18 protein-coding genes are annotated in these 23568 nt (G+C 65.7%); 6 read left to right on the top strand and 12 right to left on the bottom strand.

The window, feature by feature from the left end; genetic code table 11:
- Positions 1 to 85: 85 nt before the first annotated feature.
- Both ACZ1J6_RS02835 and ACZ1J6_RS02840 read left to right on the top strand, forming a co-directional pair.
- Complete coding sequence (locus ACZ1J6_RS02835; RefSeq protein WP_134094399.1) at positions 86 to 349, top strand: BufA1 family periplasmic bufferin-type metallophore; 264 nt, start codon at positions 86 to 88, stop codon at positions 347 to 349.
- 92 nt (positions 350 to 441) lie between these two features.
- Positions 442 to 927 carry a DoxX family protein gene (locus ACZ1J6_RS02840; protein ID WP_134094400.1) on the top strand — a complete coding sequence of 162 codons (486 nt, stop codon included), beginning with the start codon at positions 442 to 444 and terminating at the stop codon, positions 925 to 927.
- On the opposite strand, the gene ACZ1J6_RS02845 is transcribed toward ACZ1J6_RS02840, so the two are convergent.
- Positions 899 to 3238, bottom strand: coding sequence for a GH92 family glycosyl hydrolase (locus ACZ1J6_RS02845; protein WP_134094401.1), 2340 nt, complete (start codon positions 3236 to 3238; stop codon positions 899 to 901). The genes ACZ1J6_RS02840 and ACZ1J6_RS02845 overlap by 29 nt on opposite strands.
- Positions 3239 to 3383: 145 nt before the next feature.
- Positions 3384 to 3611 (bottom strand): hypothetical protein, encoded by a 228-nt coding sequence (locus ACZ1J6_RS02850; RefSeq protein ID WP_243841022.1) that lies wholly within the window; start codon positions 3609 to 3611, stop codon positions 3384 to 3386.
- A gap of 254 nt (positions 3612 to 3865) precedes the next feature.
- Between ACZ1J6_RS02850 and ACZ1J6_RS02855 the strand changes: the two genes are divergently transcribed.
- Both ACZ1J6_RS02855 and ACZ1J6_RS02860 read left to right on the top strand, forming a co-directional pair.
- On the top strand, positions 3866 to 4321 hold the full coding sequence (locus ACZ1J6_RS02855) for a DUF4126 domain-containing protein (protein ID WP_134094402.1): 456 nt from the start codon (positions 3866 to 3868) through the stop codon (positions 4319 to 4321).
- Positions 4318 to 5703, top strand: coding sequence for an FAD-containing oxidoreductase (locus ACZ1J6_RS02860; protein WP_134094403.1), 1386 nt, complete (start codon positions 4318 to 4320; stop codon positions 5701 to 5703). The genes ACZ1J6_RS02855 and ACZ1J6_RS02860 overlap by 4 nt, the downstream gene beginning before the upstream one ends.
- 116 nt (positions 5704 to 5819) lie before the next feature.
- Here ACZ1J6_RS02860 and ACZ1J6_RS02865 read toward each other — a convergent pair whose 3' ends face one another.
- From ACZ1J6_RS02865 to ACZ1J6_RS02880, 4 genes are all read right to left on the bottom strand, one after another.
- Positions 5820 to 7976, bottom strand: a complete 2157-nt coding sequence (locus ACZ1J6_RS02865; RefSeq protein ID WP_134094404.1) for a TonB-dependent siderophore receptor — start codon at positions 7974 to 7976, stop codon at positions 5820 to 5822.
- A gap of 215 nt (positions 7977 to 8191) precedes the next feature.
- Positions 8192 to 8908 carry an NAD-dependent deacylase gene (locus tag ACZ1J6_RS02870; RefSeq protein WP_134094405.1) on the bottom strand — a complete coding sequence of 239 codons (717 nt, stop codon included), beginning with the start codon at positions 8906 to 8908 and terminating at the stop codon, positions 8192 to 8194.
- Positions 8909 to 8959: 51 nt separating this feature from the next.
- Positions 8960 to 9922 carry a CDF family Co(II)/Ni(II) efflux transporter DmeF gene (gene dmeF / locus ACZ1J6_RS02875; RefSeq protein ID WP_134094406.1) on the bottom strand — a complete coding sequence of 321 codons (963 nt, stop codon included), beginning with the start codon at positions 9920 to 9922 and terminating at the stop codon, positions 8960 to 8962.
- Positions 9923 to 9939: 17 nt separating this feature from the next.
- Positions 9940 to 10215 (bottom strand): metal/formaldehyde-sensitive transcriptional repressor, encoded by a 276-nt coding sequence (locus ACZ1J6_RS02880; RefSeq protein WP_134094407.1) that lies wholly within the window; start codon positions 10213 to 10215, stop codon positions 9940 to 9942.
- Between the two features lie 210 nt (positions 10216 to 10425).
- Here ACZ1J6_RS02880 and ACZ1J6_RS02885 point away from each other — a divergent pair, with 210 nt between their 5' ends.
- Positions 10426 to 12546, top strand: coding sequence for an ATP-binding protein (locus ACZ1J6_RS02885; RefSeq protein ID WP_134094408.1), 2121 nt, complete (start codon positions 10426 to 10428; stop codon positions 12544 to 12546).
- Between the two features lie 57 nt (positions 12547 to 12603).
- Here ACZ1J6_RS02885 and ACZ1J6_RS02890 read toward each other — a convergent pair whose 3' ends face one another.
- Positions 12604 to 13965: an aminotransferase-like domain-containing protein gene (locus ACZ1J6_RS02890; RefSeq protein WP_134094409.1), complete on the bottom strand. Its 1362-nt coding sequence runs from the start codon at positions 13963 to 13965 to the stop codon at positions 12604 to 12606.
- A gap of 154 nt (positions 13966 to 14119) precedes the next feature.
- Between ACZ1J6_RS02890 and ACZ1J6_RS02895 the strand changes: the two genes are divergently transcribed.
- On the top strand, positions 14120 to 14980 hold the full coding sequence (locus tag ACZ1J6_RS02895) for a DMT family transporter (protein ID WP_134094410.1): 861 nt from the start codon (positions 14120 to 14122) through the stop codon (positions 14978 to 14980).
- 128 nt (positions 14981 to 15108) lie between these two features.
- Here the strand turns inward: ACZ1J6_RS02895 and ACZ1J6_RS02900 are convergent, their stop codons facing one another.
- From ACZ1J6_RS02900 to ACZ1J6_RS02920, 5 genes are all read right to left on the bottom strand, one after another.
- A complete protein-coding gene (locus ACZ1J6_RS02900; protein WP_243841023.1) occupies positions 15109 to 15507 on the bottom strand; it encodes a hypothetical protein in 399 nt (132 codons plus the stop codon).
- Positions 15508 to 15777: 270 nt separating this feature from the next.
- Positions 15778 to 16776, bottom strand: coding sequence for a FecR family protein (locus ACZ1J6_RS02905; protein WP_134094412.1), 999 nt, complete (start codon positions 16774 to 16776; stop codon positions 15778 to 15780).
- A complete protein-coding gene (locus tag ACZ1J6_RS02910; RefSeq protein WP_243841024.1) occupies positions 16769 to 17302 on the bottom strand; it encodes an RNA polymerase sigma factor in 534 nt (177 codons plus the stop codon). The genes ACZ1J6_RS02905 and ACZ1J6_RS02910 overlap by 8 nt, the downstream gene beginning before the upstream one ends.
- A gap of 103 nt (positions 17303 to 17405) precedes the next feature.
- Complete coding sequence (locus ACZ1J6_RS02915) at positions 17406 to 20351, bottom strand: TonB-dependent receptor (protein WP_465127386.1); 2946 nt, start codon at positions 20349 to 20351, stop codon at positions 17406 to 17408.
- Positions 20352 to 20541: 190 nt separating this feature from the next.
- The gene (locus ACZ1J6_RS02920) at positions 20542 to 23289 is read right to left on the bottom strand and encodes a TonB-dependent receptor (RefSeq protein WP_465127387.1); all 2748 of its coding nucleotides are present in this window, start codon (positions 23287 to 23289) and stop codon (positions 20542 to 20544) included.
- Between the last annotated feature and the right edge of the window lie 279 nt (positions 23290 to 23568).

Consider the following 23568-nt stretch of genomic DNA (forward strand, 5'->3'; position numbering starts at 1 on the left):
GCACTGTAACCTTCGTCGGCATCGGTCCGAACTGGCTTTCATGAAGCGGCCGAATGACCGGCCTGCACGAAAGGTGACTTCCGCCATGAACAAGACCCCCGCCGCGCTCGCCGCCGCCCTTGCCCTGTCCGTCGCCGGCCATGCCGCCGCGGCGCCCGCCGCCCCCATGGAAAAGTGCTACGGCGTCTCGCTCGCCGGAAAGAACGATTGCAAGGCCGGTGCGGGCACCAGCTGCGCCGGTACTTCGAAGACCGATTACCAGGGCAATGCCTGGAAGCTGGTGAAGGGCGGTTCGTGCGAGAAGATCAAGACGCCCAAGGGCCACGGCTCGCTGACGCCCAAGGCCTGAACCTTTCAGCGAACCCGTTCAGCCCGCATCCGGCCGGTGCCGTGATCGGCCCTGGCTCCGGATGCGGGCGCTCTTTCACGGAACACCGAGCCATGCCCAAGCTCCAAGCCTTTTCCGATCGCGCCGCCGCGCTGGCGGCCCGCCTCCTGCCCGAGGATCTGCTCCTGCTGATCGCCCGGCTGGGCATAGCGGCGGTCTTCTTCCAGTCCGGCCGCACCAAGGTGGAGGGCATCCTTACCATCACCCCCAGCACCTTCGAGCTGTTCCGCAGCGAATATGCGCTGCCGCTCGTATCGCCCGAATTCGCGGCCAGAGCGGCGGCCTATTCCGAACATGTCTTCCCGATCCTGCTGGTGCTGGGGCTGTGCACCCGGCCGGCCGCAGCCGCCCTGCTGGGCATGACCGCCGTCATCGAGATATTCGTCTATCCCGATGCCTGGCCGACGCATCTCAGTTGGGCTGCGATCCTGCTGCCGCTCATCGCGCGCGGCGGCGGAGCATGGTCGCTCGATGCGCTGATTAGAAACATGCCGGGGGCGGGGCGGACGGTCAGTGCGCCGACATCGAGAAGGGCCTGACCCCGCGACCTGAGCCCCAGGCCTTGTCGGGCCGGGCCTGCATCACGAAGCGAAGCGTGCCGCCGCCGCGTATTTCGGCATCGGAGATCCATGCGCGGTCGAGCGGGCGTCCGTTCAGTTCCACTTTGCCGACATAGAGATTGGCCTCGGAGAAGTTGTCGGTCTCGATGGTGAAGGTCTTGCCGCCGGGCAGCGTGATGGCGGCATGGCTCACAAAGGGGCGGCCGATCACATACTGGTTGGATCCGGGCGTCACCGGATAGAAGCCAAGTCCCGTGAAGACCAGCCAGGCCGACATCTGGCCCAGGTCGTCGTTGCCGGACAGGCCGTCCGGCGTGGGCTTGTACTGGCTCTCGACGATCTGCTTCAACCGCTCCTGCGTGCGCCACGGCGCGCCGGCATGGGCGTAGAGGTAGGCGACGTGATGGCTCGGCTCGTTGCCGTGGATATATTGACCGATCAGGCCGGAAATGTCCTCGGCATGGCTATAGTCCAGTTTCGAATTGTCGAAGTCGAACATGGCGTCCAGCCGGGCGATGACCTTGCCGTCGCCGCCGAGCATGCGGAACAGCCCGGCCTGGTCCTGCGGCACGAACCAGCTATATTGCCAGGCGTTGCCCTCGGTATAGTCCGAACCGTAGTTGATCGCGGTGGGATCGAACGGCGTGCGGAAAGTGCCGTCGCTCTTGCGGGCGCGCAGCCAGCCGCTCTTCGCGTCGAAGGAATTGCGCCAGTATCCGGCGCGCTTTGCGAACCGCGCGGCCTGGTCCTTGCGGCCCATGGCCTGCGCCATGCGGGCGATCGTCCAGTCGTCGTAAGCGTATTCGACCGTCTTCGATGCCGCCTCGGGTTCCTTGTCGATCGGCACGTAGCCGCGCTGGATATATTCGGCCAGGCCGCCGTAGGGCGCATAGTCGGCGCTGGCGACCATCGCGTCGAGCGCCCTGGCCGCATCGAACCCGCCGAGGCCCTTGAGATAGGCATCGGCGATCACCGGCGCGGCATGATAGCCGATCATTGTCCAGGTTTCGCGCCCGGCGAATTGCCACACCGGCAGGATGCCCCAGGGACTGTACTCGCGGCTGGCGACCAGCGAATTGACGATGTCGGACGTGGTCCTTTCCGGCTGTACCAGGGTCAGCAGCGGGTGCTCGGCGCGGAACGTGTCCCAAAGCGAAAAAGTCGAGCGGAACGTGAAATCGCGTGCGATGTGGACCTGATCGTCGGGACCGCGATAGCGCCCGTCGGTGTCGCTCCATACGCTGGGTGCGAGCAGGCTGTGATAGAGTGCGGTATAGAGACTGGTCCGCATCTTCGGCGGTGCGTCCATGCTGAGCCGGGCCAGGGCTTCGCGCCACTGCCCCTCGGTGCGGCGGCGCACGGTCTCGAAATCGGCGCCCTCGGCATCGAGATTGGCGATGGCGCCTTGCTCGTCCACCCCGGACAGCGCGACGCGCACTTCCAGCGGCCGGTCCAGCGAGCCGAAGTCCAGCCGGGCCTCCAGCGCCTTGCCCAGCTTCTCGGCCACGCCGTCCGCGCTCCGGCCCGGCAGCGCCTGCGGTGCGCGGAAGCCCTTGTAGGGAACGTGCTCGTCACGGTCGATGAAGGCGTGGTCTTTCAACGGCGCGGAAAAGCGCATCGCGAAGAACAGCTTGCGGCCCGGCGCCCAGCCGCGCGTCTCGCGAAAACCGGTGATCGTGCCGTCCTGGTGCACGTGCAGGCCCGACCACAGGATCTTGCCGGGATAATCGTAGAGGCTGCTGCGCAAGTCGATCACCAGGTGCGCGTCCGTGCCCCTGGGGAAGGCATAGCGATGGATGCCGACGCGGGTTCCGGCGGTCAGTTCCGCACGCACGCCGCTGTCGGCCAGGGTCACGGCATAGTAGCCCGCGCTGGCCACTTCGGTCCCGTGCGAGAAGCGCTGGCGATAGCCGGAACCGGGCCGGTCGGCGCTGCCGGGATCGAGCTTCACGGCGCTGGCCGGGCCGATGGCGGGCATCACCAGCAGGTCGCCCAGGTCCGAGTGCCCGGCTCCTGAAAAGTGCGTGTGGCTGAAGCCCTGGATCGTGCTGTCGTGATAGCTGTAGCCGGCGGCATGGGCGTAGCAATCGCGTATCTGGCAGGTCGCGTCGGTATCGGGTGAGAGCTGCACCATGCCGAACGGCGCGCTGGCGCCCGGGAAGGTATGTCCTTCGGGGCCGGTGCCGATCATCGGGTCCACCCAGCGCAGCACGTCGTCGTCCGGCGCCGCGGCCAGCGGTTGCACGAGAAGGGCGCTGGTCAGCAGAGCGACCGAAAGGAGAAGTTTCATCGCCGCATGATAAGCCGAGCCATGACGGCTGTTCAACCGCGCGGCGAACCTTCCTGGACGGCTTGCGAGGCGGTTCTGCTCATCGGCGGCGGTTCAGCAGGCAGGCAACCGCGCCGGTGGCCGCGATCGGCCCCATCCAGTCCACCTACTGATCGAGCTTCGGCCATACCCGCAGGTCCATCGGCGCCCACCACGGCATATTCGCCCTCAGCCCATGTCCGTAGACTTCGATCCAGCGATACTCCGCCTGCGCCACCTCACGCCCCAGGAAATAGGCCGAGGCCGCCACGGCCCCGCTCCACCAGTTTCCGGTGAGAAACCGAAACAGGCCCTGGATCGCCAGGGCCGCGAGGGTGTGTTCGAGAAGGCTCATCCGTGCCGTCTAGACCGATCGGACGGCCTGCGCATACGGTTCTTGAGCGAAACAGCCGAGGCCGCAGGATGCACATGGCGCCAGTCTGGATCTATCCATGATCTCCCGGCCTTGGCCTTTGGTGGAATGCCGGTATAGCTTTCGAACCGGCAGCGGCCCAAGCGATGTGCCGTCTTCTCCTGCCATGCCGCCGGCCAGAGTGATCCGCAGACGCGTTAAAGAAAAAGCGAAACAACCCATAAGGAGTTCGACTTATGCTCGTGCTGGCCTTTCTGATCGGGATCGTTGCGGGCCTGCGGTCGATGACCGCTCCGGCCGCAGCCGCTTTCGCGGCGCGTTTCGGCGGCCTGCATGTGGCCGATACGCCGCTCGCGTTCATGGGCTATGCCTTCACGCCCTGGATCCTCGGCGTCCTGGCCCTCGGCGAACTCGTCACCGACAAGCTTCCCTCAACGCCCAGCCGCAAGGTGCCGGTGCAGTTCGGGGGCCGTATCCTGACCGGCGGGCTCTCCGGGGCGACCATCGGCGCCGGCAGCGGCAGTCTGATCGCCGGACTTCTGCTGGGCGCGCTCGGAGCCCTCGTCGGCACGCTTGGCGGCGCGGCGGCGCGCGGGGCGCTGGCAAGGGCCTTCGGAAGCGACCGCCCGGCGGCCCTTCTGGAAGATGTCGTGGCAATCGCGGCGGCCGTCATGATCGTGAGCCAGATATGACCGAGCATTTCGACACCATCATCGTCGGCGCCGGTCAGGCCGGTCCGGCGCTGGCGGGGCGCTTGACGGCTGCCGGAATGACCGTCGCGCTCATCGAACGCCGCCATGTCGGGGGAACCTGCGTCAACACCGGCTGCAGACCCACCAAGACGATGGTGGCCAGTGCCTATGCCGCCCACCTCGCCCGCCGCGGTGCCGATTTCGGCGTGAGCAGCGGTCCGGTTTCGGTCGATATGGCCAAAGTGGCGGAGCGGGCACGCCGGATCATCCTCGATGCCCGTCACGGCAACGAGGATTGGCTTCAGGGCATGCCGGGGCTTGAGCTGGTTCGCGGCCATGCGGCCTTCCTCGGCCCGGGGCTCATGGCGGTGGGTGAGCGCCGTCTGTCGGCGCCCCGGATTTTCCTCAATGTCGGCGGCCGTCCGGCTATCCCCGATCTGCCGGGCGTCAAGGATGTCGCCTTCCTGACCAATGCCGATCTGATCGCGACCGACAGTCTGCCCCAGCATCTCGTGGTCATCGGCGGCAGCTACATCGGTCTGGAATTCGCGCAGATGTTCCGCCGCTTCGGCAGCCGGGTCAGCGTGGTGGAAATGGGACCCCGCCTGATCGCCCGTGAAGACGAGGACGTTTCCGAGGAAATCCGCAGTATCCTTGAAGCCGACGGCATCGAGGTGCGCACTTCGGCCACTTGCATCAGCCTGGCCCCGCACGAAGCGGGCGTCTCCGTTGGGGTGGACTGCCAGACCGGCGCGCCGTCGATCCATGGCAGCCATGTCCTGCTGGCCACGGGACGGCGACCCAACACCGACGACCTCGGCCTCGACAAGGCGGGGATCGCCACCGACGCCCGCGGTTACATCACGGTCGACGATCAGCTCGCCACTACATGCGAAGGCGTCTGGGCCCTCGGCGACTGTAACGGCAAGGGGGCTTTCACCCACACCGCGTGGAACGATTACGAGATCGTCGCTGCCAATCTGCTCGACGGCGAGGCGCGCCGCGTCAGTGCGCGGATCCCTGGCTATGCGCTCTACATCGATCCGCCACTCGGCCGTGTCGGCATGACCGAGAGCCAAGCCCGCGCCAGCGGCCGATCGTTGCTCGTGGCCAAGCGTCCGATGTCCCGGGTCGGCCGCGCCGTGGAGAAGGCGGAAACGCTGGGTTTCATGAAGCTTGTCGCCGATGCCGAAACGCGTGAAATCCTCGGCGCCGCCATTCTCGGCACGTCGGGCGACGAGGCGATCAGCGGCGTGCTCGACCTGATGAACGCAGGCGCTTCGATCGACACGCTGCGCTGGGCCGTGCCCATTCATCCCACGGTAGCCGAATTGCTCCCCACACTTGCCCTGGACGCGAAGCCGGATGGCGGCGCGTCATGATTGCCAGCGGGCGGGCATTTGGTAAGGCCGTGGGTCGGGCAGGGGCGCGGAAGGACGGCTCCTGACGGAACCGTCCTTCCCATTCGATCAGGCAGGAGACCTGGGGCGGCCTCGGATCACAGGCTTGCGCGCAGCGATGCGGTGAAGGCCCGCGGCGAACCGTAGCGCGCGCTGCCGATGAACAGGCCCGAATAGTAGGTCTTGTCGAACAGGTTATCGAGATGCACCGCCAGCGACAGCCGCTGCGAGAAGCGATAGCTTGCCAGAAGGTCGACAATCGCGAAGCTGCCTTGCGTATAGATCTCGCCGTTGGGGCCTTCGCCGTCTGCCGTCGTCTTGCCCTGCCACGTCAGGTTACCGCCCAGCGTCAAGCCGTCGAGGTCGCCGGGCAGGCGATATGTCGTGAACATCTTGAAGCTGTTCTTCGCGACTTGCGGCAGCTGGCGCACGCCGTCGCGATCCTTCGCCCGGGCGTTGGCGAAACCGCCCGCCACGCGCCAGCCGGGCAGCACCTCGCCAGTGACTTCCAGTTCGAAGCCCTTCGACTTCATGCCCGACACTGCGTGATAGGCCGTGCTGCCGTCCGGCGCGAAAATGCCGGCGCCGTCGGCCAGGGCATAATTGTCCTGCTTCATGCGGAAGACCGCCGCACTGGCGCTCAGCTTGCCGTCGAGGAAATCGGCCTTGAGACCGGCCTCGTAAGTATTGCCTTCAAGCGGCGCGATGATGTCTCCGTCCACCGTGCGCTTGGTCTGCGGTTCGAACACGCTGGCGTAGCTGACATAGGCGGAGATGGTCTTCGTGAAGTCCAGCACGATACCCGCATAAGGCGTGAAGACGGCTTTCTCGTGCGTGCCCGGCGTCCAGATCCGGGCTGCGCCTTCGTCCTGCGAATAGCTGTCCTGCTTCCACCATGTCAGGCGTCCGCCGGCGATGATGGAAAGCGGCGCAATCGGCTTCAGCCGCGCCACGCCTGCCGCGCTGGTGGTCCGAACGCGATTGCCGCCAAGGGCGCCCGTCGCCGTCAGGTCGGGCTTGGGGTAGCTTCCGGTCTCGAAGAACTCGTAGGCGTTGATGGAGGAGTTCATGTATTCCGGGCCGTCCCACCAGCCGGGGTAGAGCGTCTGGTCGTCGTCGAACTCGGCGTGGCTCAGGTTCAGGGCGATATGCTGTTCCTGGCCGAGTACTTCGAAGCTGCCGCGCAAGTTGGCATAGACGGCGTCCAGCGTCAGGTCCGATGCCCAGCGCGTGGAATAGAGCGTGCCGCCAAGGCCGGTATCCTTGTCGATCGACGAGCCGAAGAAGTACCCGATCGTCTCGTCGTAAGAGCCGGACTTGTGCTCGGCGCTGACCTCCAGATGCCAGTCGCTGCTGAAATCATGGGCCAAGGACGCGAAGAGATTGACGCTCTTGCGGTGGAAGTCCGACCAGTCCGTGCCGCCATTGGTCGACCGCGCGAAATGCGTCTTGGTGCCATCGGTGAAGTAGAGCGGGACCCCGCCGCGCGAGGCAGCTTCGTTGCGGAAGTTCTGGTATTCCACGCCGGCGGTAAGGAGCGTGTTGGGGGTGAGGTCGGCTTCCACCACGCCGTAGAGCGCCTGGCGCTTGACGTGTTCGCGGTCGATGAAAGTGTCGTTTTCCTGCAGGGCCCCGGCCACGCGGGCCCGCACTTTTCCGTCGGACGTCAGCGCTCCGCCAACGTCGCCCTCGAGCCGGTACATGTCCCAGGAGCCGACCGTTGCGGCGGCGGTGGCGCGGGTGGTCGTGCCGGGGCGCTTGCGGACCATGTTGATCGCCGCGGAGGGCTGGCCGGTGCCGGTCATCATGCCTGCCGAACCGCGGATGACCTCTATCCGGTCGTAGGCGATCATGTCGGCCGTGTCTTCGGTGAAGCCATAGATATTGATGGGCCGGGCCACCCCGTCGACGAGGTAGTTCTGCACCGCGAAGCCGCGCGCGGTGTAGTTGGTGCCGTCCGTTCCCAAGGCGCTGGAGCGGTTGGACTGGATGCCGACGATCTGCTCCATCACTTCGGAAATGTCGTAAAGGCCCTGTTCTTCCATGCGGGCGCTGTCGAGAACCGTCACCGACTGCGGCGTCTCGCGAGAGGAGAGGCTGAGACCGGTCGTTTCCGTGGCCCCGGTGACGACGATGGCGTCAGGTTCGGGATCTTCCGCAGTGTCTTCCGCACGGGCGGCGGTGGCGGTCAGCAGACCTATCACCAGCATGGATGGAACGGAATAACGGGCGCGGATCGTGCTTCGAACGGACATCTTTTAGCCTCCCCTGGCTATGGCTCAGGCGGGAAGCTCCCTGCCTCCCCATCTGCGGGCGGCGGACTAATGCGAATGAGTTGCAGATGCAATATCAGCTAAGCATTTATTTTGTAAGGGACAGGAAACCGTTGCGAAACGAAGAGGCTCGCATTGTCGCTGGCTTTGCCGGGGACTGACGGACGTGCCGCTTGACTGGGACCGGTGTGACGAGGTCAGCCTTCCGCGCCGGTCTCGATCGTCAGGTAATCGACCAGCGCCGGAACCTCGCGCGTTGCCGGACCTTCGAAAAAGCGGCGGAAGTCCGGGCTGTCCGAGCGCCGCAGATTGACCTCGATCGTGATCGCGCGGTTGCTACGGGCGTGCTTCACCAGCCCGGCGGCCGGGTGCACCGTCGCTGAAGTCCCGATGGCGATGAACAGGTTTGCGCGAGCCGACAGCTCTTCGCTGCGCTGCCGGTGATAGGGGGTTTCTCCGAAAAGGACGACGTCCGGTCGCAGCGCCGGTTCGTCGCAGGCCGGGCAATCTTCGCGAACGGCGAGACTGCCGGTCCAGGGGAAGCTGCGGTGGCAGCTTTCGCACCGCGCCGCGTCCAATTCGCCGTGCATGTGCAGGACTTGCCGGCTTCCCGCACGCTCGTGGAGATTGTCGATGTTCTGCGTGATGAGCGTGAATTCACCCCGGTTCTCGCGCTGCCAGTGGCGTTCGAGGCGGGCGAGGGCGAGGTGGGCGGCATTGGGCTCCACTTGCGCCAGCTGGGCCCTTCTGGCGTCGTAGAGATCATGCGCTTTGTATCGGTCCGCCGCGAAGCCCTCGGCCGAGCAAAGTGCTTCACGTGCGCGATCGTCCCAGCGCGGGGTGGAGCTTCGGAACGTGACAATGCCGCTTTCGGCGGAAATCCCGGCTCCCGTGAGGATGACGATGTTGGTCAAGCTGTCCCGCGCTGGTTTCGAGGTTCAGGTCGCTGTCCGATCTGCCGCACGTCAGACGTGTGCGACTTCGACCGTCAGGTGTTGCAGCTCGTGAACCGGCACCAGCCGGCGACGGATTTCGGCGGCGTCGATGCCCGGCCTGGCCGCCACGCTGACGATCGCCGAGTGGGCTTCGGGGCCGACCTTCCAGACGTGGAGGTCGGTGATCTGTGCGTCGCCGGGCGTCTCGATCAGTTCCCGTGCTTCCTCTGCGACGTGATCGTCGGTCCGGTCGAGCAGGATCGTCGCCGTGTCGCGCATCAGCGACCACGACCACCGTGCGATCACGACCGCGCCGACGATGCCCATGACGGGGTCCATCCACACCCACCCCAGGTAGCGGCCAGCGAGAAGCGCTGCGATGGCCAGCACCGATGTCAGGGCGTCGGCGAGCACATGGACGTAAGCCGAGCGCAAGTTGTTGTCGCCGCCGTGGCCATGATGATGCCCGTGCTCATGGTGGTGGCCGTGCCCGTGATGGTGGCCATGTCCGTGATGGTGACCATGATCATGACCGCCGGAAAGAAGGAAGGCGGAGGCGATGTTGACCGCGAGGCCGAGGACCGCGATCCACGTCGCTTCGGCAAATGCGACCGTGATCGGCTCGAACAGGCGCAGGAGCGATTCCGCGCCGATCGCAAAGGCGACAATGCCCAGCACGAGCGCCGAGGCGAAGCCAGCCAGGTCGCCCACTTTGCCGGTGCCGAAGCTGAAGGCGCTGCTGCGCGCGTGGCGCTTCGCGTAAGCATAGGCGGCGGCCGCCACGCCGAGCGCCCCGGCATGCGTGGCCATGTGGAAGCCGTCTGCCAGGAGCGCCATCGATCCGGTTGCGTAGCCGGCGATGATCTCGCCCACCATCATCGCCGCCGTGAGTGCCACCACCCAGCGCGTCCGCCGCGCATTCTCGTCATGCGCAGCGCCCAGGAAGACGTGCTCATGGGTGAGGTGCGTGAAATTGCCCAAGGGGGCGGCCATGGGGGGTGCTTGTCCGCTCACTTCGTATACCTCCGGATCACGGTCGCCAGATCCTCCGCGCCCTTGTGACGCTCCTCCTCGGACAGGCCCGGCGCCGCGACATGCGCTTCGAGATGGTCGACGATGACTTCGTCCAGCAGGCCGTTCACGGCCCCGCGCACCGCAGCGACGACGTGGAGGACTTCGCTGCAGTCGGCGTCCCCGGCGATCGCCCGTTCGACCGCCGCAATCTGCCCGGCGATTCGCTTGACCCGTGCCAGCAGTGCGTCGCGGTTTTCGCTGATGTGCGCCATTTCTTCCTCAGGTTTCCACTTTCGCCACCGGAATCGTCGATCCGGTCATGGCGAGCCAGATAGCCTAGGGGGGTATGGTATGCAAGCCTTCGGACCCGCTCCTGCGCTCGGCACGTCCGGGCTCGCTATCGGGCAAGAGGCCGAACCGGCTGCATTTCCCCGTCGCACCGGGCCGGACACTATGTTAGCTGTGCGGACTGAAAGGCGTTCATGACCTACAGCCACGCTCCCTCGCCGCAGTCCACGAATTCGCAGTCTTTTCTGATCGAGGCCAGCGAGCGCCTGGCGACGGCCCGGTCCATGGCCGCGGTTGTCGACATCCTGCGCGATACGGCGCGGAGTGCCGTGGGGGCCGAAGGGATCGCGGTCGTGCTGAAGGACGGTGATCTATGCCACTATGTGGCGGAGGACGCCGCTGCGCCTTTGTGGAGCGGCAACAGGTTCGATGCGAAGCTCTGTATCTCCGGCTGGGCGATGCAGCACGTCGAGACAGTGTCGATTGCCGATGTCCGCAACGATCCGCGCATTCCGCAGGCAGCCTATGCGCCGACGTTCGTTCGCAGCCTTGCGATAGCACCGATCGGCCGGCCCGAAGCCATCGCGGCGCTCGGCGCCTATTGGTCGAAACCGGAGCCGCCGGACGCGGCCAGCGTGGCGCGCCTGGAAAGCCTTGCCGCGCTGGCCGGGATTGCGGTCGAGAACGCGCGGCTGCTCGATCGCAACCGGGAAGACGCCCGCCTCAAGGCCATCATGCTGGCGGCGGGGCGAATGGGAACCTGGTCGTTCGACGTCGTTTCGGGCACGCTCGATGCTTCCGAAACCTGCCGCAAGAATTTCGGACGCGATCCCGCCCTGCCATTCACGTACGAGGACCTCCATGCCTCGATCCACCCTGACGACAGCGCCTGGGTCAATGCCGCCATCGGCACGAGCCTGAAGACGGGCTGCGATTACGATGTCGAATACCGGGTCCTGACGCAGTCCGGCGAGACTCGCTGGATCGGCGTCCGGGGGCAGCCCGCGTTCCGGCCGGACGGTTCTCCCATCGGCCTGTCCGGCGTGTCGATCGACATCACCGAGCGCAAGCGCATGGAAGAGGCGCTGAAGACTTCGGCCGCCACGCTGGAGCACCTTGTCGAGGAGCGCACGCGGGAACTCGTCCGGACGCAGGAAGCCCTTCGCCAGTCGCAGAAACTGGAAGCGATGGGGCAGCTGACCGGCGGCGTCGCGCATGACTTCAACAATCTGCTGACGCCGATCATCGGCAGCCTCGACATGCTGCATCGCCGGAAAGTCGGCGGCGAGCGCGAGCAGCGCCTGATCAATGGCGCCTTGCAGTCGGCGGACAAGGCCCGAACCCTCGTCCAACGCCTGCTGGCCTTCGCCCGGCGCCAGCCGTTGAAGCCCGAGCCGGTGGACATGACCGCGCTGATCATCGGGATGTCCGAGCTGATCGGCACGACGATGGGCCCGCAGATCCAGCTAAGGCTCGATCTGGCTGCGGATCTGCCGATGGCGAACGCCGATCCCCATCAGGTCGAGATGGCCTTGCTGAACCTGTCGGTCAACGCGCGCGATGCGATGCCCCAGGGCGGCGGGCTGGTCATCACCGCGCAGCTTTGCGATTCCGCGCAATCCGTGGCCGCGGGCATGGACGGGGCTGCCTATGTGGTGATCCGCGTCTCGGATTCGGGTCATGGCATGGACGAAGAGACTCAGCAGCGCGCGATCGAACCGTTCTTCTCCACCAAGGGCGTAGGACAGGGAACCGGGCTGGGCCTGTCCATGGCGCATGGATTGGCGCGGCAATTGGGAGGCGCCCTCACGATCGACAGCGCGCTCGGCACCGGCACGACGATCGCGCTCTGGTTTCCGGCGACCTCGGCGCCGCAAGCGCCTCTCGATGCGGTGCCCGTGCGGCAGGTCCGCGCTGCGGGCGTCGCGCTTCTCGTCGACGATGAGGACCTGGTCCGGGCGAGCACGGCCGATATGCTCGTCGATCTCGGTTTCGAGGTCGTCGAGGCCGGTTCCGGCGCCGAAGCCCTGGCGCTCGTGCAAACGGACGCGCGGATATGCGTCATGGTGACCGATCACCTGATGCCGGCGATGACCGGCGTCGAACTGGCAAGAGCATGCCTGGCACTCAGGCCCCTGATGCCGGTGCTGATCACCTCCGGCTACTCCGATGCGGTGGGCCTTGCATCGGATCTGCCGCGGCTGGAAAAGCCTTTCCGGCAGGCCGAACTCTCCGAAGCGCTGGAAAAGATCATGCCGGCCATCGAAGCCGAACCGATCGCCTTCACCCTGATCGAGCCTCCCCCGGCCGAGTGATGGCTCGGTTCCGCGGGCGGCTCGGCAGGGCGCTCCGGTCCGCGCGCCATGCTGCACCTACCCGCTTTCATCGATGGCGGCGCGAAGGGTGTCTTCGACACGCTGACTGTCGGATTGCGCGACGTTGAAGCGGAGATAGGGCGCGGCCGACTGGGACACGCTGAAGACGTTCCCCGGCGCCAGCACCACGCCCTTTCTCAGGCATCGGTTTGCAATGTCCGCCGAATCCAGCCCGTCTGGAAGCCGGCACCAGAGATAGAAGCCGCCTCGCGGCATGGTCCAGGGCGTGATCCCAAGTCTGTCCAGCCGCGTCGCCGTCCGGTCCATGGACACGGCCAGCCGCTGGCGAAGCTCGCTCATGTGCTTGCGATAGCTGCCGCCGGCCAGCACACTGGCAATCAGTTCCGTCGCCACGGGGCTGGGGCCGCCGAAACTCGTCGCGACCTGAAGGTCGATCAACCCCTCGATCCAGTCCGCCCGGGCGGCGATGTAGCCGCAGCGGACCGACCCTGACAGCGTCTTGGAGAAGCTGCCAATCCGAATGACGCGGTCGAAACCGTCCAGCACGGCCAGCCTCGCCGAGGCAGAGGGCTCGAAATCGGTGAAGATGTCATCCTCGACCACGATAAGATCGTGCGCGGCCGCCGCGCTCAGAAGCCGGTGTGCCGTCTGCGGCGACATGGTCGCCCCGGTCGGGTTATGGAGGGTTGAATTGGTGATGTAGAGGCGGGGCTTGTACGCTTTCAGCGCGGCCTCGAACGCGGCCGTATCGGGGCCCGTCTGGGTATAGGGAACCCCCACCAGCTCGACCCGATGCGCGCGCAGCAGAGCCTGGAAATTGAAGTAGCCGGGATCGTCCACCAGCACGGTGTCGCCCGGTCGCAGCAGAAAGCGGCAGATCAGGTCGATGGCCTGCGTTCCCGAGCCGGTAAGCAGCAGTTGATCGGCGCCGGCTTCGATCCCCTCATCGGCGAAGCGGCCGAGAAGCAGCCGTCGAAGCGCCAGCGATCCTCGCGTGCCGCCATAGTCCGTCAGAATGGAGGCCTGCCCGCGGGCGAGGCTGCGCAGCCCTTTGCGCAAGGCCTCGTTCGGCATCCACTCGGCGGGGAGCCATCCGCAACCGGGCTTTGCCATGGTGTCATCGGCGTCCAGCGATTGCCGCGATACCCAGAAAGGATCGACGGCGCGATCGCGGCGCGGCCCGAGTTCGCCGATGGCGAGCGGCGGCATGTTCGATCCGGTGACGTAGAAGCCGGACCCCCGCTTGGCCCGGATCACGCCTTCGGCGGCGAGACGGTCGTATGCCTCCACGACCGTCGAAGGCGAAACGCCCATGGTGTCGGCAAAGCTGCGCACCGAGGGCAGGCGGTCGCCCGGGCCGAGCACCCGGCTCGCTATCCGCGTTCGAATGGCATCCATCAGCCCTCGGGTCCGAGATCCTGCAAGCTGTCGTTCGATCGTATCGGACATTTGTATGGGCACCTTCAGGCATACAATTATGCCATTTTGTAAGGTTCTGTTCCTGTTTGAGCCAGCGAATTCGTTCTACCCGGATCGCGAAAGCGAGGGATCTATGGAACGCAGTACCGCCGGTTGGGGCAGTGGCCTTCTGGGCGTTATCATCTTCAGCGGTTCGCTGCCGGCCACGCGCGTGGCCGTATCGGATATGAGCCCCCTGTTCGTGACATCGGCGCGCGCGGTCGTCGCCGCGCTGCTGGGCGCGTTCTTCCTGGCCGTCCTTCGTCAAAGCAGGCCCGCGCGGGAGGACGTGCCATCTCTCGCCATTGTCGCGACCGGGGTGGTCGCCGGCTTTCCGCTGCTCACGGGCCTGGCTCTCCAGCACATAACCGCGGCGCATTCCGTCGTCTTCGTCGGCATGTTGCCGCTTTCGACGGCGATCTTCGGCGTCCTTCGCGGCGGCGAACGGCCCAAGCCCGCCTTCTGGCTATTCTCCACGATGGGCGGGGCGGCGATAGCCGGTTTCGCGCTTCGCAGCGGTGGAGGCGGGTCCGGAACCGGTGACTTGCTGATGGTGGCCGCGATCGTGCTGTGCGGCCTGGGGTATGCGGAAGGGGCAAGGCTGGCGAGGCGGCTGGGCGGCTGGCAGGTCATCAGTTGGGCGCTGCTGATCGCGCTGCCGATCATGGCTCTCGTCGCTGTCGCGGCAAGACCGGCCAGTTGGTCCGGGATCGGCTTCAGCGCCTGGCTCGGCTTCGGCTATGTCGCTGTCTTCTCCATGATGCTGGGCTTCGTATTCTGGTATCGCGGGCTGGCGCTGGGCGGAATTGCAGGCGTCGGCCAACTTCAACTGCTCCAACCGTTCCTGGGCCTGGTCCTTGCAGGCGCGGTGCTGGGAGAGACGGTGGGCTGGCCCATGATTGCCTCCGCCGCGTTCGTCATTCTCTGCGTAGTCGGCGCAAAGCGGTTCGCCTGATTTCGATCGGGCTCTGGCCGGAGGGCCGTGACCTTGGCGATGCGAGCAGCGTCCCGGCTTGAACCGAACCCGGATTGCTAGACGACCCGCGCTGCTTCAGCCGGTCATTGCCCTCCGAAGGGCGCCTCTCACTTGGCCGGGGGGCACTTCACGCGCGTCAAGGTGTAGTCCGCGAAAGGCTGCTCGGCCTTCCTGGCTTCACGCGCGACGATGCTCCAGTGGATGTGATCTGCCTGAACCTCCCAATGGTTCACGAATTGCGCATCCGCATAGGCATAAGTGATGTCGAAGCCGCCGACCTGGCTGGTGCCGGTTCCGGTCGACGTCATGGCGCCCCCGAAGCTGTCGGCCCAATAGCCCGTGATGTCGTTCCTGCTGCCGGGCAGCACCATCGTGCCGCCAAAAACGAGATGTGCGGCGTAGCGGTCGGCGGTATCGTCCCTGGCCGTGCTTTCCGTGTCGACGGAGAACATGGCGCCAAGGAGGATCGAGCGTCCCTCCAGCGTGGTCTTGACGGGTTTTCCCATGACTTCGCCGGTGCCAGCCCAGCAACCGGAAAGCGCCGTGACAGAGGGCGGCGCAGCAGGATTTCCAGGTTCGCCCGCCTGGGCAGTGCCTGTGGCGAGCGCCAGAGACGCGCCGATTGCGATCCAAAGTTGATGCACGATTTCCCCCCGACATGCCGATCCGCTGCCTGACCGAGCGCGGCCCATCCTGCAACTGGAAAGACGAATCGTGAGCCGATTCAAGGCGCCGGGAAAAGTCGCCCCCGGCCGGTCGGCATGACTTCCGGAAACCTACACAAGGTAGAGCGCGTCCTTCCGCTGCATCAGTTTCAGGCCGAACAGGGCGCCGATCAGTTCGAGCGACTGGCGCGGGTTGTCCAGGCGGAAGCGGCCGCTGAACGTGAGGCTGGCGAATTTCGGATCGGCGATCCGCACGGGCGCGGGGCTGTAGCGGGCCAGGCGCTGGACGGCGAAGCCCAGCGGCATGGCGTCGGCGTCCAGCCAGTCGCTCTGCCAGTCGGGATGCGTGGCGGGATCGAACGAGCCGGTCGAGAAGGAGGCGCCGTGCACAAGGGCCCAGCGGTCGGCGGGCACGACGCGGGCGGCCTGGCCCGCCACGTCAAGGCGCACGCGGCCGGAAAAGACGCGCAGTTCGCTGGCTTCGGCCAGATGATCGACGCTGAAGCTGGTGCCCAGCGCGACCATGCCGGCATGCGGCGTGCGGACTTCGAAAGGCCGCAAGGGATCGTGGTGAACGTCGAAGCGCGCGGCGCCTTGTTCCAGGCGGACATGGCGGCGCCCTTCCGAGAAATCGACCGCAACCCGCGATGCCGCGTCCAGCAGCAGGCCGGACCCGTCTGGCAGCTGGAAGCGCCGCCGTTCGCCTGTGCGGGTGGCAAAGCGCAGGCTGGGGGACGTTTCCGCAGCCTGCTCTCTCGCGAACCAGAGACCAGCGAAGGGCAGGGCGAGGGCACCGGCAAGTCCGGCCGCAATGGCCTGACGTCGGCCGACCAGCGGTCCGCGCCGATCGGAGCGGCCGTATTGGCGCGTTCCCGCGCCCGAACGCAGTTGCTGCAGCAGCGGCAAGTCCTGAGTAGGGGTATCTTCGCCATCAAGCGCATCGATCAATGCGGGATCGCCCAGCAGCCGGCGCATCCGGGCAAAGGCGGCGGCATTCTTCGGCGTTTCTCCCAGCCAGCGCGCCAGTTCACGGCGCTCGTCGGCGGTCAATTCATCGAAGCGGTCAGCCCAGTCGGCGGCGAGTTCGAGCGTGGTCAGCTTGTCATCCATTGTTTTTGTGCCCCTCTCCGGCCGTGTCCAGATCGCCCTCCAAGGCTTGCGTCAGGTCTGCCATGGCGCGCACGAGGTGCTTCTTCACGGTCTCCAGGTTCAGCCCGAGTTCCGAGGCGATCTCCTGCCGGGATTTTCCATCGACATGGCGCAGGCGGAAGACCCTGCGCCGCATCGGGGTCAGCCGGGCAAGCGCGGCTTCGAAGCGGGCGAAACGCTCCCGGTAGTCCAGCACCTCGTCTGCCAGCGGCATGTCGCAAACGAGTTCCAGCAGGTCGAGTTCGCCGCCCGGCCGGTTTGCCTGGCCGCTCTTGCGCACATCGGCGAGGATTACCGAATCCGCCACGCGAAAGGCATAGGCCAGCGGATGTTCGATGGCCTGCCGCTGTTCCTGTTCCATCACCCGGGCAAGGGTTTCCTGCACAACGTCCTCCACACCGTCGGGATCGCGCATGCGCTTGCGCACATAGCTTTTCAACCGGCCTACCCCGGCCAGCAGCGGGCTGGTGGCATTGCTCATGAACATGCGCGGCATCCCGGTCGAAAGAAGCGCGGCAGAGAAAAACCGCCGCGCTCGAAGTGTAGAGGCATGAGAGTGCCCGGCGGGGACAGGAGCGATTTTTGCGTCATCAGAACGTGCAGCGCATGCCAAGCGAGAAGACCCGGCCGGAGCGGGTCCGCGCCAGCAGGCGTTTGGCCTCCCGGTCGGTATATTGCGTGATCGGCGCGTCAGTGAGGTTGCGGGCCTCGAACATGGCCTGCAGGTTCCCCGTGAGCTTGGCGTGAGCCGCGAAATCCAGCGTCATCGCGCCCTCGATCCATTCGCCGATGTTGCCGTTGTTGCCGATGTCGATGCGATAGGTGCCGCGCCATGCCGCTGCCACGCGGGCGTCCCAGGTCCGGCCGGTGTAGTAGAGCGTGGCATTGCCCGACCAGCGCGAGAGGTCGATCAACGGCAGCTCCATCGCAGTTCCGTCGTAGATCACCTCGCTGTGGCCCGCGGCATATGTCAGGTTGGCCTGGATACCCAGCCGGTCGAAGGGCGCGGGCAGGAAGCGCAAATCGCGCTGGACCGCCGCTTCGGCACCGACGATGGAGGCGCCCTGGCCGTTCAGGGGCCGCACCACGTTGTAGAGTGCCGATCCGTCCAGCCCATCATAGAGGAAGGACAGCGGCAGCCCGGTCTCGGCATAAGCCATGACCGTGGTTTCGGAAGTGATGAAGGACGCCATGCGCTTGTAGAACAGGCCGAGCGAGGCATAGCCATCGTGCCCCATGTAGCGTTCCAGCGAGAGATCCAGCGCGGTCGCCGCGAAAGGCTTGAGCGCGGGGTTGCCCGTTTCGACCGTGCCGCCGAACGGGGTCGAGTTGACCGACGCAGCGGCGCGCACGTCGGCGACGTCGGGCTGGTTCAGGTTGCGGCTGGCGGAAAGGCGCAGGCGCACGTCGGGCGCCAGGTCAAGCCTCGCCTGAAGCGAAGGCAGCCACGCCGAATGGCGGCTGCGCTGCCCTACGGCGATCAGCGTCGTATCGTCGCTCGCTTCGCCCGAGGACAGGGTGTCCATCCGCAGGTACTGAAGGCCGAGTTCTGCCTCCACCGGGACCGTGCCCAGCGCGAAGTCGAACTGACCGAGGGCGAAGACGGCGTAACCATTCTCGCGCACGCGGTAGGCCGTGCCGGGAAGGTTGGAGGTGGCGGTGAGGTCGCGGGCCTGGCCGAGCGCGGCGAAAGTGGCGTCAAGATCGGCGACGACGTAGCGCGCGAGAGAGCGCGCGTGGATCAGGGCGGTGGCCGCCTGTTCGGCCTCGCCGCGATAATCGGCGGTAACGCGGCGTTCGTAGCCGCTATTGCCGAAAAACCGGTAGCTGCCGCCCATGCGCAGTTCGACATGCGCGCCGAGCCGCCGAACCAGTTCGACCCGGGCCGTTGCATTCTGGTTGAGGATGGCATCCTCGCGCACATCGGCGCGCATGAGGTTCCAGTTCGCCGCTTCGGCAATGTCGAAGCCATAAGCATTTCGCGGATGCGCGCCAGTGGCGACATAGGCGAAATCCTGGCCCGGGGCTTCCAGGAACACCTTGTCGAACACCGGTTCCTCGAAGTCCGATCGGGCATAGCCGGCGCGAACCTCGATGCGGGTCGAAGCGCCGAGCGGGCGCTGCAGGGAAAGCACGGCCTGGTTGAAGTCGGTGTGATCCTCGGTGATCTTGCGCTCGGTCCGCATGTCGATGCCGCTGAAATCCGCTGCGACCATCGTGTTGCCGACGATCTTCACCGAATTGAGCACTTGCGTTCCGTCCACGGTGCCGCTTGTGAGGCCATTGGTGCCGGCCGCCGCCAGCGAATATTCGCCGCGGTGGTTGGACAGGCGCGCGTGGATCAGGTCGAGCGTGACATGCAGGCCATCGTCGCTCTCATGCTCCAGCGATCCGACAAGGTTCAGGCGGTCGAAGCGGTTGGTCCATGTCGAGTAGGTCTGGCCCCGCGACATGTAGACGGGATCGCCGTCGCCGGTCAGTCGCGCCCGGTCTGCGGCGCCGACGCCGGGGCCGATGTTCGCCGTCCTGAACGTCACGGGCACCCAGTCCCAGTTGCGATAGCCGTATTCGGTCACCGCGTTGCGGCTGTAGGAGGCGGCGAACAGCGCGCCCCAATTGTCGCCCCGGCGCGAGATTTCGGCCGTGATCTGCGGGGTGACGGCGCTATCGTTCCCCGATTTGCGGGCCTGGACCGAAAGCAGGGTTACATCGCCCGGCCGGTCGAACGGCCGCAACGTGTGGAGCGCAACGGTACCGCCGATGCCTCCGGCGTCGAGATCGGCGGACCAGGTCTTGCGCACTTCCACCCCGGAAAACAGCCCGGCATCGAAAACCGAATAGTCGAAGCGCCGCTGGCGGCTGGCGGAGCCGCGATTGTCCATGCCGGAAGCGGTCGTCGCCAGCGCTTCGATCCCGTTCAGCGTGGTGCGGGTGAACAGCGGGCCCAGCCCGCGCAGCGAGATCTGCCGTCCTTCGCCGTTGTCCCGGCTGATGGCGATGCCCGGCAGGCGCTGCAGGGCATCGGCGGCGTTGTGATCGGGAAAGGCGGCAATGTCCTCCGCGCGCGTCACTTCCAGGGTGGAGCGGGCGGCGCGTTTCACGGCGACGGCCTGGCGCAGGCTTTCGCGGTAGCCGGTGACGACGATCGGTTCTGCGGGAGGTTCCTGCACGACCAGCTGGCCTGGCCCCGGCAGGGGCACGGTGACGGGCAAGGGCGCGGGAGCCGGGGTAACCAGATAGCCGCCCGGCACTTGCCTGACCGTGACGGGCAGCCTGTCGGTCACTTGCCGGATCGCCTCTGCCACCCCGAAGCGCCCCCGCACCGGGTGCGTGGTGCGCAGGTCGGCGGGTACCGAGGTGACGATCTGCACGCCGGAGCGGCGCGAAATCTCCGCCAGGGCGTCGGCAAGGCGGAGCACCGGGACGTGGAGCGAAACTTGTGCTTCGCGCGCCTCGGCGGCCACCGGGACGATGGCAAGCACGAGGCATGAGGCAGCAAGGCGGCGCGACCGGGCACCGGGGAGGAGCGAAGACACGGGGAGCGCCCTTTCGAGGGCGCGCCTAGCGCGGTCAGATGACAGTCATGTGAAATGGATGTGACTGAAAACCGGGAAGCGAGGCTCGATGAAAGCCGGCCCGGACGCGGCGGGGTCCGGGCCGGAAACGACAGGCAGTTCCGGGTGAGCGGCCTGTCTGTCGGGTGGGCTGTTACAAGGGCATAGGCGATCAGAATTCGAAGCGCACGCCGCCCATGATCGTGGTGCCCGAACGGGTGTTGACGTAGAGGCGCTTGGTGCTGTCCGAGTATTGCCTCTCGTGCTGGTTGGTGAGGTTGATCGCGTCGAGCGTGAGCTGGACGCCCTCCATTACCTTGTAGTGAGCCGAGGCATCGACATAGATCGTCGCGGCATAGCCGGAGAGATCCTGGTCCAGGCCCAGCGTGCTGGTGATCGGCGCCGCGCTGTAGACGTAGCTGCTGCGATAGTTGGCCGATCCGCGAATGTCGAACTTGGCATCCTGGTAGTAGAGCGTGATATTGCCGTTGTACTTGCTCAGGCCCTCCAGCGTGGTGTTGGCGCCGCCGGTGTACATCGTCGAATAGTCGTACTTCGAATTGACGTAGGTGAAGTTCACCGCCGTACCGAAGTGGTCGAAGGGCGCGGGCAGGAACGTGAAGTCGGTCTGCGCGGCCAGTTCCAGGCCCCAGAGGTCGGTCTTGCCCAGGTTCACCGGGCGCGAGAACGAGGTGACGACGGTGCTGCCCGTCACGCCCGAGACGAGGTCGGTCGAAAGTCCGGTCTCGCTGTAGGGCACGTCGTTGACGGTCTGGGTGGTGATGAAACCGTCCAGCGTCTTGTAGAACAGCGCCGCGCTGACCGATCCGACTTTGCCGAAGTAATATTCGAGCGAAAGGTCGAGGTCGGTGGACTTGTAGGGCTTCAGCGCCGGGTTGCCGACCGAGACGGACAGTTCGCCGTTGTCACCCACGGAAACGGTGCCATTGACCGCCAGCGAGCCGAGCGAAGGCCGGTTGATGTTGCGCGCGGCGGAGGCACGGACCACGAGGTTCTTCGTCGCGTCGAAGATCAGGTTCATGGCGGGCAGGAAGCCCTGGTAGCTCGAAGAGACGGCGATCGGGGTATCGGTTCCGCCCACCGTGCCGATGCCCGCGGAAAGGATGTCGGTGTGGTAGTAACGGCCGCCGACATTGCCGCGGAACGGCAGGTTTCCGAGCATGTGGTTCCAGTCATACTGGACATAGCCGGCAGCAGTACGCTCTTCCACCGCGAAGACGCTGTTCTTGGTGGTCAGATAGTCGCTACGGTCGATGCCGAGCACGTCGAGCGCCTTGTCGTAATCGACGATCACCCAGTCCTGGCCCTTGTAACCGGTATAGACCTTCGAATAATCGCTGATATCGGCGCTGACAGTGCCGTTCTTGAATGCGGTCAGCAGCGCGTCGTTGTAGGTGCGCTTGTAGCCCGAGTTCTTGAAGCGCCGCCATTCCCCGCCAATCGAGATCTTGTCGTCCGGGGTGATCTCATAGGCCAGCGCGCCCTTGACGTTGTCGAAGGCGGTGTCCTGGAAGCTCTGGTTCATGTCGATTTCGTGCGCGTGGTAATTCGCCGCGTCGCCCGTGTCCCAGCCATAAGTGTTGACCAGCGAGTAGTTGCCGCCGCGATAGTCGGAGATCACGTCGCCATAGGCTTCGGTATAGAAGTGGTCGTCCACCGGCATGTCGTAGCTGGAGCGCTCGATGCCGCCCAGGAACGTGGCTTTCAGGCCGGGCACGATCTCGGCATCGCCGCTGAGGACAAGCTGTTTGAAGGTGTTGGTGGTCTTCTGGATGCGCGTTTCCGTGGCCGTCTGGGCGCCGGACACATCGAGGTAGGTCACCTCGTTCTGCTCGTTCCATTCGATGTCGTTGATGGTGGAGTTGGGGTAGGTCACGCCGGCGAAAGTCTGACTACCGCCGAGCCAGGTCGAACCGCCGCCGCCGCGCGAGGCGAGGTGGGTTTCGAAACGGTCGGCCTTGTACTTGCCGTAAAGGCCGTCCAGCGTCAGGTGGACGGTATCGGCCGGGTTCCACTGCGCCGACGCGGTCACGCCAAGGCGGTCCTGCGTGCTGTCCCAGACCGACTGGCGGTTGCCGCGCGCGAAGCGCAGTTCGCCGGAATTGATCTTGTCCTGCTCCTCCTGCGTCAGGGCCGAAATGTTCGAGCCGTTGGCCTTGTTCAGGCGCCAGCGATACGTGTCGACGCCGGTTTCGCGGGTCTGGCGGTGGCTATAGGCAGCCGAGACGAGGATGCCGAAATCGCCCCAGTTCTTGGAGACGAGGCCGGTGAGGCGCGGCTGGAAGTCCTTGGTCAGCGTATTGGTGCCGCCCGAGGCGGAGAAGGCGACCTTGGTGCCCGAATAGTCGAACGGACGCGCGGTATAGAGACCCACGGTGCCGGCCAGCCCGCCTTCGGTCTGCTCGGCCGAGAACGACTTGCGCACATCCACGCGGTTGAAGAGTTCGGCGGCGAAGATGTTGAAGTCGAACGCGCGGTCGCGGGTGCCCTGGCCGCGGCTGTCCTGCGGGGAGTCGACGTTGCCCAGCACTTCCATGCCGTTCAGCTGGACGCGGGTGAAGTCCGGTCCCAGGCCGCGCAGACTGACGCGGCGGCCTTCGCCGGCTTCGCGGTTGATGGCGACGCCCGGCAGGCGCTGGAGCGCTTCGGCGAGGTTGAGGTCCGGGAAAGCGGCGATGTCGTCGGCGACGATCGAGTCCTGGATGATCGTGGCATTGCGCTTTACGTCGCGGGCACCCTGGAGGCTGGCGCGGAAGCCGGTGACGACGATGCTGCCATCGTCCTGCGTGGGAGCGGTCGCCCCCGTTTCAGCCTCCGCCAACGCGGGCTGCGCCGCGAAGGCGAGAGCTGTCGATACCAGCCAGAGACTGCGCCTGTTCCACATTGTCGTTTCCCTCATCTTCCATTGTTCGAAACCGCGGCCCGGATCGGGTCCGCAATCGAGGGTGAAGAGAGGGATGGGGTGGAGACGGGGACAAAAGAATTTTGTGAAAGTTCAAAGACTATTTATGACATTTCTGTGAAATTAATAAGGTTTGAGGTTGGTCGGGTGTGACAGTTGAAAAACCAACTAGATGTTTCGGGGTGCGTAGATGAGTTAGTGGTCATTGCTGGAGAATATTTTGTGAAAAACCGCGTCTCGGCGGAAACGAGCTTGCCAAGAGATGGCTGAGAACTT

The sequence above is a fragment of the Novosphingobium sp. BL-S-21 genome, from assembly GCF_055521655.1.

Excerpts from the sequence above, each read along its gene's own strand:
- ACZ1J6_RS02835 (WP_134094399.1), top strand. The coding sequence starts at position 86 with ATGAACAAGACCCCCGCCGCGCTCGCCGCCGCCCTTGCCCTGTCCGTC.
- ACZ1J6_RS02840 (WP_134094400.1), top strand. The coding sequence starts at position 442 with ATGCCCAAGCTCCAAGCCTTTTCCGATCGCGCCGCCGCGCTGGCGGCC.
- ACZ1J6_RS02845 (WP_134094401.1), bottom strand. The coding sequence starts at position 3,238 with ATGAAACTTCTCCTTTCGGTCGCTCTGCTGACCAGCGCCCTTCTCGTG.
- ACZ1J6_RS02850 (WP_243841022.1), bottom strand. The coding sequence starts at position 3,611 with ATGAGCCTTCTCGAACACACCCTCGCGGCCCTGGCGATCCAGGGCCTG.
- ACZ1J6_RS02855 (WP_134094402.1), top strand. The coding sequence starts at position 3,866 with ATGCTCGTGCTGGCCTTTCTGATCGGGATCGTTGCGGGCCTGCGGTCG.
- ACZ1J6_RS02860 (WP_134094403.1), top strand. The coding sequence starts at position 4,318 with ATGACCGAGCATTTCGACACCATCATCGTCGGCGCCGGTCAGGCCGGT.
- ACZ1J6_RS02865 (WP_134094404.1), bottom strand. The coding sequence starts at position 7,976 with ATGTCCGTTCGAAGCACGATCCGCGCCCGTTATTCCGTTCCATCCATG.
- dmeF (WP_134094406.1), bottom strand. The coding sequence starts at position 9,922 with ATGGCCGCCCCCTTGGGCAATTTCACGCACCTCACCCATGAGCACGTC.
- ACZ1J6_RS02880 (WP_134094407.1), bottom strand. The coding sequence starts at position 10,215 with ATGGCGCACATCAGCGAAAACCGCGACGCACTGCTGGCACGGGTCAAG.
- ACZ1J6_RS02885 (WP_134094408.1), top strand. The coding sequence starts at position 10,426 with ATGACCTACAGCCACGCTCCCTCGCCGCAGTCCACGAATTCGCAGTCT.
- ACZ1J6_RS02890 (WP_134094409.1), bottom strand. The coding sequence starts at position 13,965 with ATGGATGCCATTCGAACGCGGATAGCGAGCCGGGTGCTCGGCCCGGGC.
- ACZ1J6_RS02895 (WP_134094410.1), top strand. The coding sequence starts at position 14,120 with ATGGAACGCAGTACCGCCGGTTGGGGCAGTGGCCTTCTGGGCGTTATC.
- ACZ1J6_RS02900 (WP_243841023.1), bottom strand. The coding sequence starts at position 15,507 with ATGGGAAAACCCGTCAAGACCACGCTGGAGGGACGCTCGATCCTCCTT.
- ACZ1J6_RS02905 (WP_134094412.1), bottom strand. The coding sequence starts at position 16,776 with ATGGATGACAAGCTGACCACGCTCGAACTCGCCGCCGACTGGGCTGAC.
- ACZ1J6_RS02910 (WP_243841024.1), bottom strand. The coding sequence starts at position 17,302 with ATGTTCATGAGCAATGCCACCAGCCCGCTGCTGGCCGGGGTAGGCCGG.
- ACZ1J6_RS02920 (WP_465127387.1), bottom strand. The coding sequence starts at position 23,289 with ATGAGGGAAACGACAATGTGGAACAGGCGCAGTCTCTGGCTGGTATCG.